This is a genomic window from Lacinutrix venerupis, from assembly GCF_001971745.1.
Taxonomy (GTDB): domain Bacteria; phylum Bacteroidota; class Bacteroidia; order Flavobacteriales; family Flavobacteriaceae; genus Lacinutrix; species Lacinutrix venerupis.
This window is the reverse complement of sequence record NZ_CP019352.1, coordinates 2103385-2122497: the sequence shown is the minus strand read 5'-3', so window position 1 is coordinate 2122497 and position 19113 is coordinate 2103385. Positions and strand designations below refer to the sequence as shown.

Below are 19113 nucleotides of genomic sequence, written 5' to 3'. Positions count from 1 at the left end.
ATGAGTTTTAATAACGACACTATAGTAGCATTAGCAACCGCATCTGGCGCTGGAGCAGTGGCGATAATTCGTCTATCTGGAGAAGAAGCAATTACTATTGCTAACGCCCATTTTAAGTCTGTAAAAAATAACAAATCACTTTTAAAGCAAAAAACGCATACAATACATTTAGGTCATGTAGTTGATGGAGAAAGAGTTATAGATGAAGTTTTAGTTTCTATTTTTAAAAACCCAAACTCTTACACAGGAGAAAATGTGGTAGAGATTTCTTGTCATGGTTCGGTTTATATTCAACAAGAAATAATTCAATTATTTTTAAGAAATGGTTGCCGTATGGCAGATGCAGGAGAGTTTACACTTAGAGCATTTTTAAACGGAAAACTAGATTTAAGCCAGGCAGAAGCTGTTGCAGATTTAATTGCGAGTGATAATGAAGCATCGCACCAAATAGCGATGCAGCAAATGCGTGGTGGTTTCTCTTCTGAAATTGCTAAGCTTCGCGAAGAACTTTTAAATTTTGCCAGCTTATTAGAGCTAGAATTAGACTTTGCAGAAGAAGATGTTGAATTTGCAGATAGAACACAATTTAAAGAGCTAATAAATAGAATAACCTTTGTATTGAAACGTTTAATAGATTCTTTTGCTGTTGGAAACGTAATAAAAAACGGAATACCAGTAGCTATTGTTGGCGAGCCAAATGTTGGAAAATCTACACTTTTAAATGCACTTTTAAACGAAGAACGCGCCATTGTAAGTGATATTGCAGGAACAACTCGAGATACCATTGAAGATGAGTTAGTAATAGATGGTATAGGTTTTAGGTTTATAGACACTGCAGGAATTAGAGAGACAAAAGATGTAGTAGAAAGCATAGGAATTAAAAAAACCTTTGAAAAAATGGAGCAGGCTCAAGTTGTTATTTTGCTTTTTTCTGCTGGAGAGTTTCAAACCGAAAGCCAACGATTAATTGTAGAAATTGAAAAAATAAAAAATCGTTTTCCGCTTAAACCATTAATAATTATAGCAAATAAAATTGATATTTTAAATACTTCTGAAATTGAAAGTTTAAAGTCTAAAATTGATAATATTCATTTATTATCTGCTAAATCAGGAATTGGAGTAGAGGAGTTAAAGCAAAAATTAATAAGCTTTGTAAATACAGGAGCATTAAGAAATAACGAAACTATTATAACAAACACACGTCACTACGATTCGTTATTAAAAGCATTCGAAGAAATTAATAAAGTTAAAGAAGGATTAGAGTTTGGATTGTCTGGAGATTTAATGGCAATAGACGTTAGGCAAGCTTTATACCATTTTGGTGAGATAACAGGAGCTATAACAAATGACGATTTATTAGGTAATATTTTCGCTAATTTTTGTATTGGGAAGTAAATTAAGTATAAAAATATGACTCTAGTTAACATTAAATTGTCTTAAAGCCTACAATGCATGCTTTACATTAAATTTAATATAGAAGACAGATATAAATTTGAAGATTTTAAAAAAATCTATAAGCATATGGTTATGGTCAGGCAACCAGATTTTAAATTTGATGATAAAGGACCAGATTTTGATTGGGATAGTATGACAGAGGAGGAGGTTGATATAGCATTAATAGAGCTAAATAATTTTTTAGACCAACAAGCAGAACCAGAAAAATATAGATGTAAAGAATTATTTCCTAGTTATGTAAATGAATATATAAAGGATTTTTTTAAAGAAGAAAATAATAATATTGAACAATTAGGAAATCTTGATACTCTTTCCATTTTTAATTACTTAGAATATGGTTTTGAAGTTGATATGAGTAATTTAAAAAAAATAAATCAAGATACTGGTATTGTAGAGTTTTCCACAGGAAATTATCCATTTGGAGGTTTAGATCGATTTATAATTACTTTGGCAGCTTACAATTTAAAACCTATAATGTGTTTTGATGGTTTTAATAAATGCGAAATTACCTGGAATTCGTTATATCAATACAATTTAAATATATTACCAAAAACAGAATAAACATTATTTTATTACATAGCTTATACAGCAATAAAGAATGTTTTTTATATAAAAAAAGACATTAGATTTAATCTTTTTATAATTATTTATTTGCTTTTGTAATGTTTTAAATAATGTTTTTATAGAAAATATTTTTTGCTGTAAAAGGTTTTAAATTTTAAAATTATTGGATTTTTAATAAATAAAGTTTACATTTAATTAATAAAATTCATTTTTTTATGATTTTAACTAAGCCCAAAAAAGGAGATTTATTAATTGCAGAACCATCTATAATAGGAGATATGTCGTTTAATCGTTCTATTGTTTTATTAACAGATCATTCTGCAGAAGGTTCCATAGGATTTATTTTAAATAAACCTTTAGAGTTTACCATTAGCGACTTAATACCAGAAATCGAAACACCAATTAAGGTTTATAACGGTGGTCCAGTAGAACAAGATAACCTTTATTTTATCCACAAAGTACCAGACCTAATACCTAATAGTATTGAAATTTCTTTAGGTATTTTTTGGGGAGGAGACTTTAGTGAAGTTTCTAAATTAATTATGGAAGGTAAAATTAGCGAAAAGGATATAAAATTCTTTTTAGGTTATTCTGGATGGGAAATTAACCAATTAGAAGAAGAGTTAAAATCTAACGCTTGGGTTGTAACTAAAAATGTACATAAAAAAGCGATTATAGAAAAAGACTACCAATTTTTTTGGAAAGAAAAAATGGTGGAACTTGGTGGCGATTATAGCATTTGGTCTAATGCACCAGAAAACCCTAGTTATAATTAGCCTAATCTAACCTTTACATTTATTTTTTGAAGCAGTAATTTACTTACATTATTAGTAAATGTCTTTTTTCTATACTTAGTTATAGGTTGAATGCCTTGTATAACATTGGTTGTAAATAACTCGTCTGCTTTTTGCAATTCGAAAGGAGAAATAGAAGACTCATCTAAATTATAATCTGGTAACAGTTCTATTATATTTATAATTTGCTGTCTCATTATTCCTTTTAAACATCCATCTGCAATAGGTGGTGTTTTAATAGTGTTTCCTTTTACTAAAAATAAATTTCCGTTTAAAGCTTCTACAACATTTTTGTTTGTGTTAAGTAGTAAACAATTATCTAAATCATTTTCTTTAGCATAAATACTACCAATTACGTTTATAGATTTACTATTTGTTTTTAATGTAGAGAGTAATCCAGGTGCAACATAAAAGTCTTTAAATAAATCGACTTCATGTTTTTCTTCATTTAATAAATAAAAATCATTATCAATTTTTTTTGCTGAAATAATAAATGATACTTCTTTATTTGTAGGTAAATATAAACCTCCAAAATTTCTATGTACTTGAATTTTAACTCTGCAAGAATTGTTAATTAATTCATTTTTTTCAATGGTTTTTAAGATTTCAGTCTCAAAAAACTCCATAGTATAGTTCATAGGAATTTCCATACGCATAATACGCATAGAAGCCATAAGTCTAAAATAATGATCCTCTAGAAAAAGTATTTTACCATGCGATACTTTTATTGTTTCAAACAAAGCATCACCATAACTGTAACCACGATTTTCTGGAGTTAAAATTTGATTATTGTTGCTAAAATTTCCGTTAATGTTTATCATAAAAAAAGTGCCGAATTTCTTCGGCACAAATATAAGTTTAAATTATGGAATGTATTAAGCAGAACCTAATACTTGTTTTAAATCTGAAATTTGGTTTTCCCACAACATTTTACTTTCTTCAACTTCATCTTCTTCAGCAAAATCTGTAACAATTATTGAAACATCTTTTGTTATTTCATCTACTTGTATTCTAATTTCAAAGAAATAAGCTTCTCCTTCGTCTTCTAACCAACGAAATTTAATGCGTTCTCCACTTTTTTTTGTTAATAATTTAGCTTGTTCTTCTGCGCCATCCCAAATGAACTTAAAAAGCTCTCCACGAGAATTTACGTTATCGGCATACCATTCAGACAAACCAGAAGGCGTTGAGATATATTGATAAAGTAGTGTAGGTGAGGCGTGTATGGGGAATTCTAATTCGTATTTAACTTTTTCGTCCATGTAATAAATGATATAAAAATATTATGTCTCCAATATATACATTAATTAATGAGTTTAGAAAAAAAATTAAATAAATATTTTATTTGCTTTTATGTTTGCTCACTATAAATTTGTTTTTATATTTGCAGCCACAAATAAATGGCGAGGTAGCTCAGTTGGTTAGAGCGTCGGATTCATAACCCGGAGGTCACGAGTTCAAATCTCGTTCTCGCTACTTAATAAATAGTACTGATGTAAACGGTTTAGCCTTGCTAAACCGTTTTTTTATGTCTAATTTTAAACAGATTGTTAAATTTGCATACGATAGTGAATACGATAATGCATACGATTTGAAAATTAAAAAGAATTATTCTACTCCTAAAATTTATGATGCCAATGGTGATTTATCCAAACGTTGGTATGTTTATTTTTCATATAGAAATCTTGAAACAGGTAAGCTTAAAAGAGTAACACATTTTTATGGAGACGCTAATAGGTCTACTTCCAATAAAAGTAAGGCTGCTACTAAAGGAGATTTAGAGGCATTAATAAACTTACTTACTTTTAGATATTTACCTATAAATAATATGGAACTTAATCAATTTGGTAATATGTCTTAATATGATTTGGAAACTTAAGGTGTTGTTTATTTGAATGGGTAAATTTTTAAAAAATATCCTCTTCCTTTTCTCTTTTTGTTAATGTTTGAGTTTTAGTTTCACCTTTCTTTAAATCTTCTTTATCTGAATCAGAACTTGCTGGTCTAGCTCTTGTTGATGCCCAATCTCTTAATCCGTCAATTTTATTTTTCATTGTGATTGCAAGAGGAACAATTGCTTTGGCTGATTCAATTAGATGTGATAATTTTATTGCAGGTTCTTCATTGTTTTCGATATACGCCTTAAACATTGCTTCTTTAACAGTTTCTTCTATTTCAGCTCCATTGAAATATTTAGATTCTTCAATTATTGGATTGAAGTCAGTTATATTTAATTGATTATTTTTATTGAGATGAATTTCAAATATATTTTTCCTTTCTTTTTTTGTTGGTAAGTCTATAAAAAAGATTTCATCAAAACGACCTTTCCTTAAAAGTTCAGGTGGAAGATTGCTAATATTGTTGGCAGTTGCAACTACAAAAACTGGTTTCGTTTTTTCTTGCATCCAAGTTAAAATGGTTGAAAATACTCTTGAATTTGTTCCTCCATCTTTTTCGCCACCACCAGTACTCAATCCTTTTTCGATTTCATCTATCCACAAAACACAAGGTGCAATTGCTTCTGCTGTCATTATAGCATTTCTTATGTTGTTTTCACTACTACCAACTTCTGATTGAAATACTTTACCTATGTCTAGTTTTAATAAAGGTTGATTCCATTCTGTAGCAATTGCCTTTGCTGTTAAACTTTTTCCAGTTCCAGGAACACCTAAAAGCAACATTCCTTTTGGTTCTTTTAAACCAAAAACTTTCGCTTTTCTTTCAAATGCTTTGCTTCTTTGTTTCAACCAAACTTTTAAATTGTCTAAACCACCAACACTTGAATCTAAATTTTCTGTTGTATGATAATAATCTAGAATTCCACTTTTCTTTATTATCTGTTCTTTTTCGCTTGCTATGATTCTAATTGCATCTTTACTATTTAAGCCAACTTTTTCTTTTGCTAAGCGAAAAGCCAAATCAGCTTCAACATCTGTTAATCCAGCACCTGCATCAAGAATTAGATTTTTTAAATCATCATTTATAACTTCATCCTTTGTTATTACTTTCAACCTTTTTTCTAAATCGTTTTTATCTGGTAAAGGCATATTTAGAACTGTCACATACTTTTCTAATTCAATAGGCAATTTAAAAAATGGCGATAATAACAATAAGTGTTTGTTTAAGACTTTAAAATATTGTGTAAGTTTTCTTAATTGAACCACAAATTTTTCATCTCGAAATTGTTTATGTGCATCTTCAATAATAAAAATCTCTTTTGATTCTTGGTTCTCATTATTACCTTTTAATAAAAATTCAAGAAAAGAATCAGGATTTTTAGTTTCGCCATTATTTGGATGTTTCTCAACCTTATCTAATTTATTTGAGTTTTCATCTTTATTGTGGATTTGTAAACCATCTACAATATCCCAAGTGCTAAATGTATATCCTTTTCTAAAAGCTGTGCTTCTAACTTTTTGAATTATGCGTCCATATTCTGGTGATGCTAGATAAATTAGTGGATAATTAGCGTCAAGCATATATTTTAAATCTTCAAATGATTTTTCCATTGTTTTAATTTTTTGCTATAATTTTATTTGAAGCACTACAGTAAGACTTGTTTTTATATCTTACTGGTATTTCTTTTCTTTTTATTTCTATTCCTTCTCTTCTTGTATTTCCAAATGACTTTTCTATTCCTTCCATTGCTTTATCCGCTAATTCGTGAACATCATATGGAATATAGTTTGAATCAGAAATAATAGTACCATCTTTTAGAATTGAAAATTCTATTTCAGTTCGTTTTTCGTCTTCATTGTCAAGTTTAGAATAACCAACCATAAAAAACTTCTCTTTCACTTCTTCATTTGGTTCAAAGTCATAATCTTTTTTTAAAGAAAACCCAACACTTTCAAATTCAGTTAGGATTGTTTTTTTTGCGTATTCAACGTTCAACGTAAAAAACTCACTTTGTAATTCTTTAACTAATTCTTTTCCGTTTTTCAGGTAATAACTATTATAGGTTACTGTTCCATTTTTAATTTTTATTGCATATTCTCCGTGAAGCTTTGTATTTGGTATTTTAGTAACAATAACTTCATTATCACTTTTAATTTCATATTCCCAGTTAAATTTCTCAACTGCTTCAATAAAAACCTCTGTTTTAAATACTTGAGGATTTTTCAGGAAAGTGGATGTTTCAAAACAAGACATATTATCGTTTTTTTCTATTGTTGGTTCTATTTCTTTTGCTAAGAGAAAGTAAAGATGTTAATTCAGTAATTGTTTTAGCTGGAATCTCTAGCATTTCAGCTTTAATCTGCAAACCTTTATCATTAGTTAAAAGAATAGGGTTTCTTTTTTGGTATTGCAATGCAACAGATAAAATCATATTATCAGGTGATTTTTTATTTAAATCATCAGGTAAGTTATCAACTTTACTTGTATTGAAACTTATATTTCTATTTTTCTGATGTTTACGAATTTCTCTAATAGCTTCTTGTGCCTTTTCTTTAGTTTCTCTTCTATTTTTTAAACCATCTAGTTCTTCAATAACTTTAGCAGAAAAAATAATATTTTGAAGTGGACCTATTACATCTATAATTTTAGGTTCTTCAATTAGAATATTTGTATCAATTATTATTGATTTTCTCTTTTTTATTAGTTCGAACTCTTTCTCTTTAAGTGAAAACTTCTTTTCTAATTCTAAAAACAAACGAGGTTCTAAATCTTCAAATTTCTCTTTCTTATTATTTATTTTTGATTTTAAAGTTTTAAATTCCCTTTCATCAGACAGGTTTAAATTTTTAAGTTCTTCTACTATTGAATCAATAAAAGATTGTACTTTTTCTTTCCTAGCTTTTTCAACAGCAATTAATAATGAACTCTTAGTCACTTTAATTTCATTTAAAATTGCGTTGTATTTTGGAACATCATAAAAAGGTCTCATTTTATAATCAATCGTTTCAATTTCTTGAATAGTACAATCTGATAAATTTTTATTACTAACTTTTTCGGAAATAACAGAATTTATTTCCACTATTAAATCCTGTACATATTCATCAGCAAAATCTCGTCTAAAAGTGTCCATGTGTTCTTTAATATCTACATTTAAATACTTTTTAACGAATTGATATTTGATTGATTTTTTATTTATTTCTAAAGGAAAATCTTCTTTTTTATATATAGATGTTTTGTTTGAGTTTTCAGTTATAACATTAAATTCATCAATGTTGCCAATTATTAAATATGAATTTAAAGTTTCCGAAACCTTCCTTTTAAACTCTTCTAATTCAGTTTCTAAATCATTATTAATTGGAAGATAAATAAAAAAGTATTTATCGTTAATGTCTTTAATAATTTTAGATAGAGTTTCAATCAATAATTTTGACACCTTATTAAATATTAGCCAAACTTCATTTTCTGAATTTTTGATAATTGTATCTAATTTATCAATAAACATAAATGGTTCAATAAATTCTAATTGATTGAAGTTTTTTGCGATTTTTTCAGAAATATTTTTATTTTCAGCTATTATGCTTTCAATTTCTTTTTGAGACTTAATTAGTTCTTCACGATATGAATAATCATCAGAAGTTGGATTTTGATAAAAACTATATTTTTGTAGAATTTGAAAAAATAAATTATCTGCATTTATTCTATTTTCATTTAAATATGAAGAAAAATAATCATTAATTGTTTTTGAATATTCTTCATAAACAAGAGTTCTGTATTTTCCTGAAATTGTATCTACTAAAAAGACTGCATATAAATTAACTGATTTATGTTCTTTTTCTAATAGAACAGAATCCTTAAAAGAATTCATTTTTTCAACATTATAGATTTCAGGGATTTGATTTTCTGAAAATGATTTTAATAGTTGTTCATCTTCATAATTAATCCTAGAATTAATTGAATTCTCTTCAGCATTAACACTTTTCAAAAACTCAAAATTATCTTTTGCTTTTGAATGATCATTATTTGTATTATCAAAATATAACTCAAATCTTTTATTTGTATGTACTCTGAATTTTTTACCTTTTTGAAAATATTCTTTTCCAATATCAGTTAATTGGCAATAGGAATAAAAACTATCTCCAGTAGTTATCATCTCAAATTCTTCTAAACTTTGCAATGCTTCTTTCAAGATTTCATATTCGGCGAAATCTTTATATTTATTTTGAGTTGGATTATCTATTACATTGAAACCTAAAATTTCGCCAATTTCCTCTATACTCAAAGCTCTTTCAATATTTAGTAAGCCACAAATAGTCTTATCAAATAATGTGAATTCAACTGCTTCTGTACAAGTTGCAGCATACTTTGCTTTTGTAAAAAACCAATCAAAAGGTGTATAGCCAACATATATTTCTGTTAGTTTTTTATCTTGTTCTATGGCTTTAAATATGTTGTAGTCTATATTATTCATTATTACCAAATTCTTTTTTTAAGTTTTTGTAGTCCACAACAATTCCTTCATCGTTTATAGTGTCAATTACATTTTTATAAATTTGGTTTCCATTTTTATCTTTAAATCTGTAAAACATATTTTTATTACCAACGACTATTAATAATCGTTTGGCTCTTGATAGTGCTACATTCAATCGTTTAGGTGATTTTGCAAAACCAATATCATAATTCTTTTTAATCTCTCCATTTTCAATCTTTTTATTACTCCTTACCGTAGAAACAATAATGATATTTCTTTCCATTCCTTGAAATTTATCGACAGTATTTAGTCTAATAGGAATGTTATACTTGTTTTGAGCGATTTTTTTTACTTCTTTCAGTTTTGATACTTGATGCCAGTAAAAACTAATTAAACCAATTTCTTTTTCTTCTTGAACTTTATTTTTGTCGTTACTGCTTTCCCAATGTTTCATATACTCTTCAAATCCATTTGATTTTTTAAGAAGTTTTATGACTAGCTCAACAGCTTCAATTTCATAATTATTTATTCTTGATGTTCCGCTTAATTCTTCTGGTTCATCCACATTAACCCAAATAGTATGAATATCTGGATTTATAAATTTGTTAAGTAAAAAGCCGTGATGTCTTGAAAATGGATTATTTAGATTTGGGTCATTTGCATTTTCCTTTATTGGTTTTCCAGGTTCTAGACCACCTTCATCCAAATAAAATTGTTTTATGACATTGTTGATTTTTGGATGCATTCTATATTGTTCATTAAACGTAGATTTAATGGTTGGTGAAACTTTAGGGTGCATTATTAATCGTTCAAACTGAGAAGTTTCTACAAAGTCCTTATTAATTTCAGATGCCAATTCTTTTGCTTGTGTTGTTTCAAGTGATTCTAATGTTTCTTTGAAAGTTTTGTCGTGAAGCATTGGAGGTAATTGTCTATGGTCGCCAATGATGATATTTTTGCGCCCAAAACACATTGGTAGTAATAATTCTGGTGGTGTTGCTTTACTTGCTTCATCTGTTATTACTGTATCAAATTCAATAGGTTTTAATTTATCAATGACATTAACACCAGCATACCATCCACCAAAATCAGACTTGTGTCTTTTAATTATGTTTTTTACTTTTTTTGCAAATTTTTCAATTTCAACATCTCCAAATTTTGTTTCAATGAATTTAGATTCATTAAAAATTTGTTGGTAATCCGCTCCGAAATTTGGACTTCCTGCTGAACTACTTGTGCTACCAACAACATTGACATATTTAAAATATTTATCTTTAAACAAGGTTTTCATTTCTTTATCAGGTTGAGCCATTTCAAAAGCCCAATCTTTCATAATGTCACTATATTTTGGATTAGATTGTTGAGAATTGTTCGCAATTCTTCGCATCCATAACTGAACAGAATTATTGTAAAAATCTTCTTCAACTATTTCAACATAATCTTCCTCTAAAACTTCATTTTCATAATCATCATCAGTTTCAAATTTTTCGTCAACCCATTTCATTATACGCTCAAACGCGTACTTTTTCCCTTCTTCCTCAAATTTACTTGCTCTTCCAAAGCGTATTGGTTTTACTAGTGTATGATTTTTGTTAAGTAATTTTTCTAATGCGTTATCTACAGCAAGGTTCGTTTCAGAAGTTAAAAGAATTTTTTGTTCTTGATTAACTCTTACCATTTGCCAAATCATTTCTGCAATTACTGTCGTTTTACCAGTACCTGGTGGACCTTGAAGTAATGCTAAATCTGTGCAATTTAAAGCAGATAAAACAGCTTTTCTTTGAGAATCGTTTAAGACTAGTAATTCGTGTCTTTTTAATTCATTCCATTCTTCCTCATCTTTAGAGAGGTTTTTATAAATTTCTTCAGCTTTTGAGCTATCAAAAATAAAATCCTTGATTTTTTCGTTTACAGGTTTTAGGTCTAATCCTTCTTTTGGATTAGTAATTTTGCTCATTGCTTCATTTAACCAAGATATTTTTGCTTGGTCTCCTCTTAAATTTGGTATAACAAATTTTATTTTAGGTTCATCTTCAATAAACTTGAAGAACCTATCAGTTTGACGTTTGTCGTCTGGCCATTTGTAAGGTAAATTAAAAACGTAATGATTATAATCCGAATATTTACCATTCAAATTACCAATTACAACCTGTCTATTTTTGCTTTCAAACTTATCTCCTTTATCGATGTAAAATTCTGAACCAGCTATCTGTCTTGTTTTATCCAAAAATTCCTCTTTCTTAGATTTTTTAGCTATAATCTCAATTTTCACTTTGAATTTAAAGTCTTCATCTAAAGGTGATTTTATAATATCAAACTTTTGAAGATTCTCTATTTTATCGTATTTGTATTTGAGCTCTTCTTTATTTTTGAATTCAAAAGCTATATTTCCGAGTTCGTTAAATTCCAATTCAAATTCAAAGTCATGAAATTCTCTTTGTAAATAATTCCAAAATTCAGTATTAAATTCGGCTTGAATTTCTTTATCGATAGAATAAACTTCTCCAAGATGAATCTTTACGCTTTTTGCTCCTTTATCAAAATACTCCTTTCTTTTGTTCAGCAGTTTTCTTTTAAAGTTTATTTTAGTTTTACCTATAAAGGAGGCACTAGAATTTTCTTTTAAAAGTTCTACAATATTTTCTTTGATAGTGAGTCCAGTGCTATTAATTATTGAAAAACGACCAATAAAAGATTTTCTTTCGAGTCCAAATTCATCTATTATTGATTTAGGAATAATAGCAGCTTTGTCACTTTTGTTATGAAACTCGATCGTATTTTTATCTAATCCGTTTCTTACAAATAAATTCCAGTTTATTTTGTCAAGTTCATTTTTAATAAGTTGTGAATTTAAATAAGGTCTTATTCCTAAAATGCAAACTAATTTCTCATCTCTTTTAAAAATATCAGAAAAGTCTTTATTGATGACTTTATCAATCCCATTAAAAATATCTTCATATTTTAGAAGAATTATATCATTATCAAATGTGTCATTGATTTTAAAGGGTTCTTGCTTTAATGCCTTTTGTAAACTATTATATTCTAAATTTTCTTCCTGTTTTAACTTAACTCTAAATTGATATCTTGATTCGTCTAACTCTTTTGGTTGTTCGTAGCTAACTATTTCTAATGGTTGAGAATTTTTATAAAGAATGAGTTGTTGAGCTTCAATCCATTTATCCCAAATTTCTTGCTGATTTTCAATTTCGGATTTTGGCGAAATTTCAAGATTGCAAAGTCTACCATATAATTCATTTAGTTCTCTATTTGGGAAATTAGATTGTTTGAAATCTATTAGTTTTATTTTGCAGGTTTCGACTATTGTATATTCATCTGAATTGAGTTGTTGAATTTCAGATAGTACATTTTTTGATTTTTGATTTATTATTGTTTTATAGTCGAAAGTTTGCTCTTGCCATTTTAAAACTAATTCTATTTGCTTGTTTTCAATTTGAAAAGTTACTTTATGCTCTTCTTCATTTTTTTTTTGAAAGAAGCATTTTATTGATTTGTTTTCAATCCATCTTTTTAATTCTTCAAAGCTTCCTTTATTTTGTTTGTCAAGAGTACTTACTGCTTTATTTTCGAATCTTATTATTAGTTCTATTGGTTCGTCATCGAAAATATCTTCATTGTTGTATGCCATTATTCTCTTTTTAATTATTAACAATTAATTACCAGCACTAGCCATACGTTTCATAGTGTCAAAAAAGGCTGTTTTAAACGCGTCATCCTTAGCATACAGCCTATACAAGTCTAGTTCTTGTTTACGTTGCTTAGACATGACCTCATCAAGAATTTTCTGAAAGGCTAAATTCTTATTTTGCTCATCACTATTTTCGACTACTTTTTGTAGAAAGTCTGGATGTGCTTGTATCGATTTCGTTAAACTAATAAACTTTACACGTTGGTCTTCTGGAGTAACTTCCCAATTTTGAAACCACTTTTCGTTAAAGCTTAGAATTATTAAATCTAAAGGATCTTTATCTTCATCTGTGCCATGTGCACCTCTAGGATTTGGATTTTGAGGGTCAAGTTCACTATCCGAATCGTCTAAGCCTATAGTCTCATTCAATCGCACACGCTCTAAACCATAGGTAGATAAATCTACCGAACTTAGTAATTCGTCTAAAGCGTCTATTTCAGGATTTTTTATAGGTAATTTAGGAATCAAAAATTTTAAAAACCAATACAGTTTTTCCCAATCTAAGATTTCAAAAGGCATAATAGATGCCATTTGTCCATATATTTTTACAAATTGCTTTGCTTTAATCTTAAAATCTGCTTTATCATCGTCTTCCAATTCTAGCTCATGAACAAAACGCTCTGCTGCATGTTCTATAATCGGACTTAATACTTGTGCGTCTTCTTTATTAAAAAACTTAATATTAAAGTCTTCTACCTCGCTCCATTCATAAACACCAACATCATCCAGCACTTCTTTTAACTCGTGCAATACATTAACATCTGTAGCTTCGCTTAAAGATGTGGCTGTGTAAAAAGGATCGAAAGACGCTTTTATATCAGTAGTAGAATTAAAGAAATCTAACACAAACAAGTCTTCCGTTTTCTTACCTAATTTATTTGCAGATCGGTTTAAACGCGATAAGGCTTGTACGGCTAATACACCTTGCAGCTTTTTGTCCACATACATAGCGCAAAGTTTAGGCTGATCGAAACCAGTTAGGTATTTATTGGCCACAACAAGCATTCTATACTCATCGTCATCAAATTTATTTTTGGTATCTTTTTCAGAGAAGCCATTCATTTCAGTTTCTGTGTATTCTATGCCATCTACTTTTTTAGTTCCTGAAAACGCAATGACTATTTTAAAAGGCTGTCCTTTGTCTTTTAGAATATTCTGTAAAGCTTTATAATATCGTATAGCAGATTCAATACTTTGCGTAATGACCATCGCTTTGGCTTTCCCTTTTAACTTTTTTTTATTCACAATATTTGGAATAAAATGATCTAAAATAATTTCGGCTTTGGTTTGTATGGTTTCTTGGTGTTGTTCTACATACGCACGTAACTTTTTCTGTGCTTTTGCGGAATCGAATAGCGGATTATCTTCTACCGACTTTTCAATTTCATAATAGCTCTTTAGTGTGGTGTAATTAGCCAAGACATCTAAAATAAAACCCTCTTCAATGGCTTGTTTCATTGAATACAAGTGAAACGGTTTAAAGCTACCATCTTCTTGCTGTTGCCCAAACTTCTCTAAAGTAATTGGTTTTGGTGTTGCTGTAAATGCTAAGTAACTGGCATTACCTCGCATTTTACGCGATTGCATTGCTGCTACAATTTTGTCTTGTGCATCAAAACTTTCATCTTCATTTGCTTGCTGTCCCATAGCGGTATTCATACTGTCGTGAGCAGAACCACTTTGACTAGAGTGTGCTTCATCAATAATAACTGCAAAACTTTTTTCACTTAAATCTGCAATACCATCAATTATGAATGGGAATTTTTGAATCGTGGTTATAATTATTTTTTTGCCTTGTTCTAAACTATCTCTTAATTCTTTGGAAGAATATGCAGGAGCAATAATGTTTTTAACTTCAGAAAAACTGGCAATATTATCACGAATTTGCTTGTCTAACAAACGTCTGTCTGTAACTACAATAACCGAATCAAACAATGGTCGTTCTACATCTGCAATGCCTGGTACATTACTATTTTCTGGATAGGTTTCTATGAGCTGATAGGCTGCCCAAGTAATAGAATTGGATTTACCAGAACCTGCAGAATGTTGAATTAAATAGGTCTCTCCTACACCTTTTTTACTAGCATCTTCTATAATTTTACGTACCACATCCATTTGGTGATATCTTGGAAAGAATAGTGTTTTAGTCTGTATTGGGTCTTTCTTTTTACCATCCAATCGCACAAAATGCTGAATAATATTCGCTAAACTCTCTCTAGTAAAAATTTCATTCCATAAGTAATTTGTGCGATGGCCAACTGCACCTTTTTGTAATTCCGGATTCCCTTTACCATGCTTATTTCCTTTATTAAATGGCAAGAAAAAGGTGTTTTTACCATTTAACTTGGTGGTCATATACGCTTCATCTGTGTCTACAGCAAAGTGTACTACGCAACGTGCAAATTGTAATAATGGTTGTTTGGTATCGCGTTGGGTTTTGTATTGGTGTTGCCCATGCACTCTGGCATTTTGACCAGTCCATGCATTTTTAAGCTCCATAGTTATAATAGGTAAACCATTAATAAACAATACCATGTCTATTTCTTCTCTTGGGTTGTCTATGCTATAACGCAATTGTCTGGTCTCACTAAAACGGTTTTGTGCAAAATTATCTTTTACTTTTTGACTACTACTTGCCAATGGTAATTGATAAAACAAGGTGAAATGCGCATCATCTACTTGCAAGCCTTTTTTAAGTAAGTACAGAATACCATACTTTTTAACCAAACGATCATAACGATTTAGAATCTTTAATTTCCAGTCGCTTTGCTTTTGTAGCTTTTCTAATTCTTCTTTTTGAGTACTTTCTAAAAAATCCCAAAAGAATTGCTCGTCTATAGCAAATTGTACATTAAAATTAGAAGGCTGACCAATATAATAGTTTTTACCTGTTCTATACACTTCTGCATTTTCGTTTACAGCATCTATAGATACACCATCTTTTTTAATATTTTCTATGCAAGTTCCTGTTAAGGTTCTTTCTATGGCTGCTTCTAATGCTTGTTCGTTTGTTTGGCTATGCATTTGATTCAATTTCTTTGTTAATCTTATCAAGAAGTGAATCTACAAATTCATTAAACTCAGCTCCTTGTTTAATAACATCCTGAGGAATAATACCGCGATAATCAATTAAATGAATTAATTCATCACTGTTCTTTTCAGCCAATAAATTACTTTCAATTAAAGGTTGGATATTAGTTCCAATATTATTTACCAATTTTGTTAATGGAATAATTTCATTAATAGATAAATCATATTGATTGTTATTACCTGTATATCTAGTAATGTCCACAGAGCAAAGTGAATATCTATGATTTTCTTCAACAGCACGTTGTAGTTGTAATTTACTCATTGAAACTGAGCTTTCAGAATTCCATCTTGATTTGACTTCGATGAAATAAAATGGTTCATTATCTAAAAAAACAACAATATCTTGTCCGCCCTGTATATCCGTGGTTTCAATAATTTCATCATTATTAAATGTGACTCTATCTTGTAATTCTGCAGAAAGTTTCTCTCTAATCAATCTTTCTATATTTGTACCAATCTCATATTTATGTTGAAAATCTGCTTTTCTGTTTTTCTCCTGTAGAGCTAAAATCTCAGCTCTATTTAAAATTTCATCAAAATTTTCATTTTTAACAAGTTCCCCTAATTGTTTTAATTTAGCTTCTTTTAATGTTACAATCGAAAATATATCATCTTTTGTTCTTTCATTAGTAACTACGTCAAGCATTAATTTAGCTTTTTTATCATCTAATCTGTGAAAAAGTTCTTTATACGTTTTAGTATTGAGTTTAGAGATAATACTAAGAATTTCGTCCTTAAAAGGATGTTCGTTAATATCTAAAATATCTGTTTCAAAAAATACATCTTCAATTTGCGTTGTTAAATATTTATTATTAATAAAATCATCTTTATCAATAAAATCGTTAAAACCTGTAAATACTAATTTCTCTCTAATTTCAACATTACCATTAACTTTATTATATAAATCTTTTATCTCTTCTAAAACGTCAATATCTCGCTTTAATTCTTTAGCCTCTTTTAATTGATAAATTTGATTAGGGTAAATACTTGAATCTATAAAAACTTCTTTTAAACTGTCTTCGTAGCAATTAGCAACATCCATTAATAATGAAATATTCTCCTTTACCCAATTTTCATTATGTTGAGATAATAAATTAAAGAATATTTTTACCAATATTTTTCTTGAACTTCTAACTTCTAAGTTGTCTTCTGTATTAGAAACATTTGGTAAATGAATTAAGGCTTGTTCTGAATTATAGTATTCACTTATTAATCGAAGCAATTGAGCAGGTTTGCTTTGAGACTCAATATTGTTACTTAATTTACAATAGTTGATTAATGCCTCAAAAAACTCGAAATCCATTTTTTCTTCTACTTCAATTTCTAAAGGATGATAAATATCACAATCGAAAGGTTCAGGTAAGCACACTTTTTCATCTGCTTCTAATTCATCTAGTTTATTTTTTACGCTTGTTGAATAATCCTTTCTATTAAATTTCTCTAAATTAAATTCAAATTGAAAATCGCTTTGTATTAGTTTATCTATTGTTTCTGGTATTAAAATATTACCAAGTTCAATTAATTTTGGTGTTATAGAAGACGGTAATAGTAACACGTTTAAGTAACAAAACTCACCTTTTAAATTAGGCAATAGCATGTGTTCTGCGAAGAAAGATGCTTTTTCCTGTGAAATTAAACTTTGATAATAATTTATTAGATTAGACCTTTCAAATTTGGATAAATCTTCATTAGAAATTGCCTTTACTAAATCTTCATGAGTTATAAAATCCACCTCATCATCATCCCATTCCTTTACATAATTTGACCAATGTTCACATTTTTCCTTTTTTGGAATATTTGTGTAAAAAACAGAAGCCAATTTATATATATCATCAAATACTTCTGTATCAAAAAATAACTCTTCATCTAAAAAATAAACTTCATTTACTTCTTTAAAGCCACCATTAGTTTCTACAATTGGTAAGTTTTTTAATTCTTCATTCCATAGTTCCTGCAATCCTTCGAAGTAATCATTAAGTAAAGCATTTTCAGAGTTTCTTTTAAAATTTACATTTGCATAAAACAATGGATTTTTCACCTTTAAAACATTGCTTTTAAGAAATCCAAAAACCAACGACGAGGATATTTTCAATATATTTCTATTTGCCTCTTCTTGATCTCTAACTTGGTCTTTATTACTATTTAGATGAATACCACTTCTTGGTTCATTTGGCAAGAACTGATTACAGTTAATAATAAAATTTAATCCGAAATCTTCTGAACCAACTAATGGGTAATATAAAAATAGACGAGCTACACGTTCTGGAAATTCAAACAGCTCTAATTCTTTATTAATAGGTAGTATGACTTCAATTTCATTTTCTTCATCTATTAATGAATATAAATAAAGCTCTTCACCATTTTTATGAATAATCGTTTTAAACAAATTAATATTTAGCTCATTTTCTACTGGAACTTTACTTTGACAGGTAAATGTTGTTTTAACCCCTTCTTCATTTATAATATTAACTTGCTTTAATCTATTATTAATAGTTAACACTAAAGGAACATAATCTATTAAATCGTGACCAGACTCTTTTACATATTCTTTTTCTTGATCTGTATTAGGTATGTAGGTAAACGTAGTTTTAAATTCTGAAGGTTTTGGTACTATTGTACCTTCTTTAATAATTTTGTAAACTTTCTTTTTTTGATTCCTAATATGCTCACTTAAACCCTTCCATTCTTTTGGGCTTCTATCAATTTCAAAATCCTCTAATTTGAAATAAGCGCCTTCAGCTTCCATTACAGAATTAATAGAGAATTTTCTACCAAAGGTATGTGTTGTTAGAAAACCTGTACCATATTTGCCAACTTCTGGAATATCTGCTTCTTCACCGTATTTGCCACTTACTTGTTTTATTAACGAGTTTAATGAATTTGTTGTGAATGGCTTACCATTATGACTAAAAGAAAAGCCATTGTTGCGATAATCAATTATGACTTTACATTCCGTTGTTAAATCGCATGCATTTTGAACCAATTCCCAAATGGCACGATTAGATGAAAAATCATTAAAGTTTTCAAATCCTCTAATCATTTTATCAGCGTGTTGTTTTAAATCGGATAATTCAGATTCAAGTTCAGCTCTTTTTAAAATTTCTTCTCGATTTAATTGTAAATTTTGTTCCATAAGT

At 28.8% G+C, this 19113-nt stretch carries 12 protein-coding genes and 1 tRNA gene; 5 read left to right on the top strand and 8 right to left on the bottom strand.

What is annotated here, in order from left to right; all coding sequences use genetic code 11:
- The 3 genes from mnmE to BWR22_RS09580 all read left to right on the top strand — a co-directional run bounded on the left by mnmE (position 1) and on the right by BWR22_RS09580 (position 2795).
- Complete coding sequence (mnmE, locus tag BWR22_RS09590; RefSeq protein ID WP_076733464.1) at positions 1 to 1395, top strand: tRNA uridine-5-carboxymethylaminomethyl(34) synthesis GTPase MnmE; 1395 nt, start codon at positions 1 to 3, stop codon at positions 1393 to 1395.
- Between the two features lie 57 nt (positions 1396 to 1452).
- Positions 1453 to 2016, top strand: a complete 564-nt coding sequence (locus tag BWR22_RS09585; protein ID WP_076733463.1) for a hypothetical protein — start codon at positions 1453 to 1455, stop codon at positions 2014 to 2016.
- Positions 2017 to 2234: 218 nt separating this feature from the next.
- Positions 2235 to 2795 (top strand): YqgE/AlgH family protein, encoded by a 561-nt coding sequence (locus tag BWR22_RS09580; protein ID WP_076733462.1) that lies wholly within the window; start codon positions 2235 to 2237, stop codon positions 2793 to 2795.
- On the opposite strand, the gene BWR22_RS09575 is transcribed toward BWR22_RS09580, so the two are convergent.
- Positions 2792 to 3634 (bottom strand): aminotransferase class IV, encoded by an 843-nt coding sequence (locus BWR22_RS09575; RefSeq protein WP_076733461.1) that lies wholly within the window; start codon positions 3632 to 3634, stop codon positions 2792 to 2794. The genes BWR22_RS09580 and BWR22_RS09575 overlap by 4 nt on opposite strands.
- A gap of 54 nt (positions 3635 to 3688) precedes the next feature.
- Positions 3689 to 4075, bottom strand: coding sequence for an START-like domain-containing protein (locus BWR22_RS09570; RefSeq protein WP_076733460.1), 387 nt, complete (start codon positions 4073 to 4075; stop codon positions 3689 to 3691).
- Positions 4076 to 4215: 140 nt separating this feature from the next.
- On the opposite strand from BWR22_RS09570, the gene BWR22_RS09565 reads away from it, so the two are divergent.
- Positions 4216 to 4289 (top strand) — tRNA-Met (locus tag BWR22_RS09565).
- 52 nt (positions 4290 to 4341) lie between these two features.
- Positions 4342 to 4674: a hypothetical protein gene (locus BWR22_RS09560; protein WP_076733459.1), complete on the top strand. Its 333-nt coding sequence runs from the start codon at positions 4342 to 4344 to the stop codon at positions 4672 to 4674.
- Positions 4675 to 4720: 46 nt separating this feature from the next.
- Here the strand turns inward: BWR22_RS09560 and BWR22_RS09555 are convergent, their stop codons facing one another.
- The 6 genes from BWR22_RS09555 to BWR22_RS09530 are packed head-to-tail and all read right to left on the bottom strand — an operon-like array spanning position 4721 to position 19109.
- Positions 4721 to 6322, bottom strand: a complete 1602-nt coding sequence (locus tag BWR22_RS09555; protein ID WP_076733458.1) for an AAA family ATPase — start codon at positions 6320 to 6322, stop codon at positions 4721 to 4723.
- A gap of 4 nt (positions 6323 to 6326) precedes the next feature.
- Entirely contained in the window at positions 6327 to 6965 is a 639-nt protein-coding gene (locus tag BWR22_RS09550) for a hypothetical protein (RefSeq protein ID WP_083678273.1), read from the bottom strand.
- A gap of 1 nt (position 6966) precedes the next feature.
- The gene (locus BWR22_RS09545) at positions 6967 to 9180 is read right to left on the bottom strand and encodes a PIN domain-containing protein (protein ID WP_076733457.1); all 2214 of its coding nucleotides are present in this window, start codon (positions 9178 to 9180) and stop codon (positions 6967 to 6969) included.
- Positions 9173 to 12826, bottom strand: coding sequence for an AAA domain-containing protein (locus tag BWR22_RS09540; protein WP_156875594.1), 3654 nt, complete (start codon positions 12824 to 12826; stop codon positions 9173 to 9175). The genes BWR22_RS09545 and BWR22_RS09540 overlap by 8 nt, the downstream gene beginning before the upstream one ends.
- 24 nt (positions 12827 to 12850) lie before the next feature.
- Complete coding sequence (locus BWR22_RS09535; protein WP_076734404.1) at positions 12851 to 15910, bottom strand: type I restriction endonuclease subunit R; 3060 nt, start codon at positions 15908 to 15910, stop codon at positions 12851 to 12853.
- A complete protein-coding gene (locus BWR22_RS09530) occupies positions 15903 to 19109 on the bottom strand; it encodes a sacsin N-terminal ATP-binding-like domain-containing protein (protein ID WP_076733455.1) in 3207 nt (1068 codons plus the stop codon). The genes BWR22_RS09535 and BWR22_RS09530 overlap by 8 nt, the downstream gene beginning before the upstream one ends.
- Between the last annotated feature and the right edge of the window lie 4 nt (positions 19110 to 19113).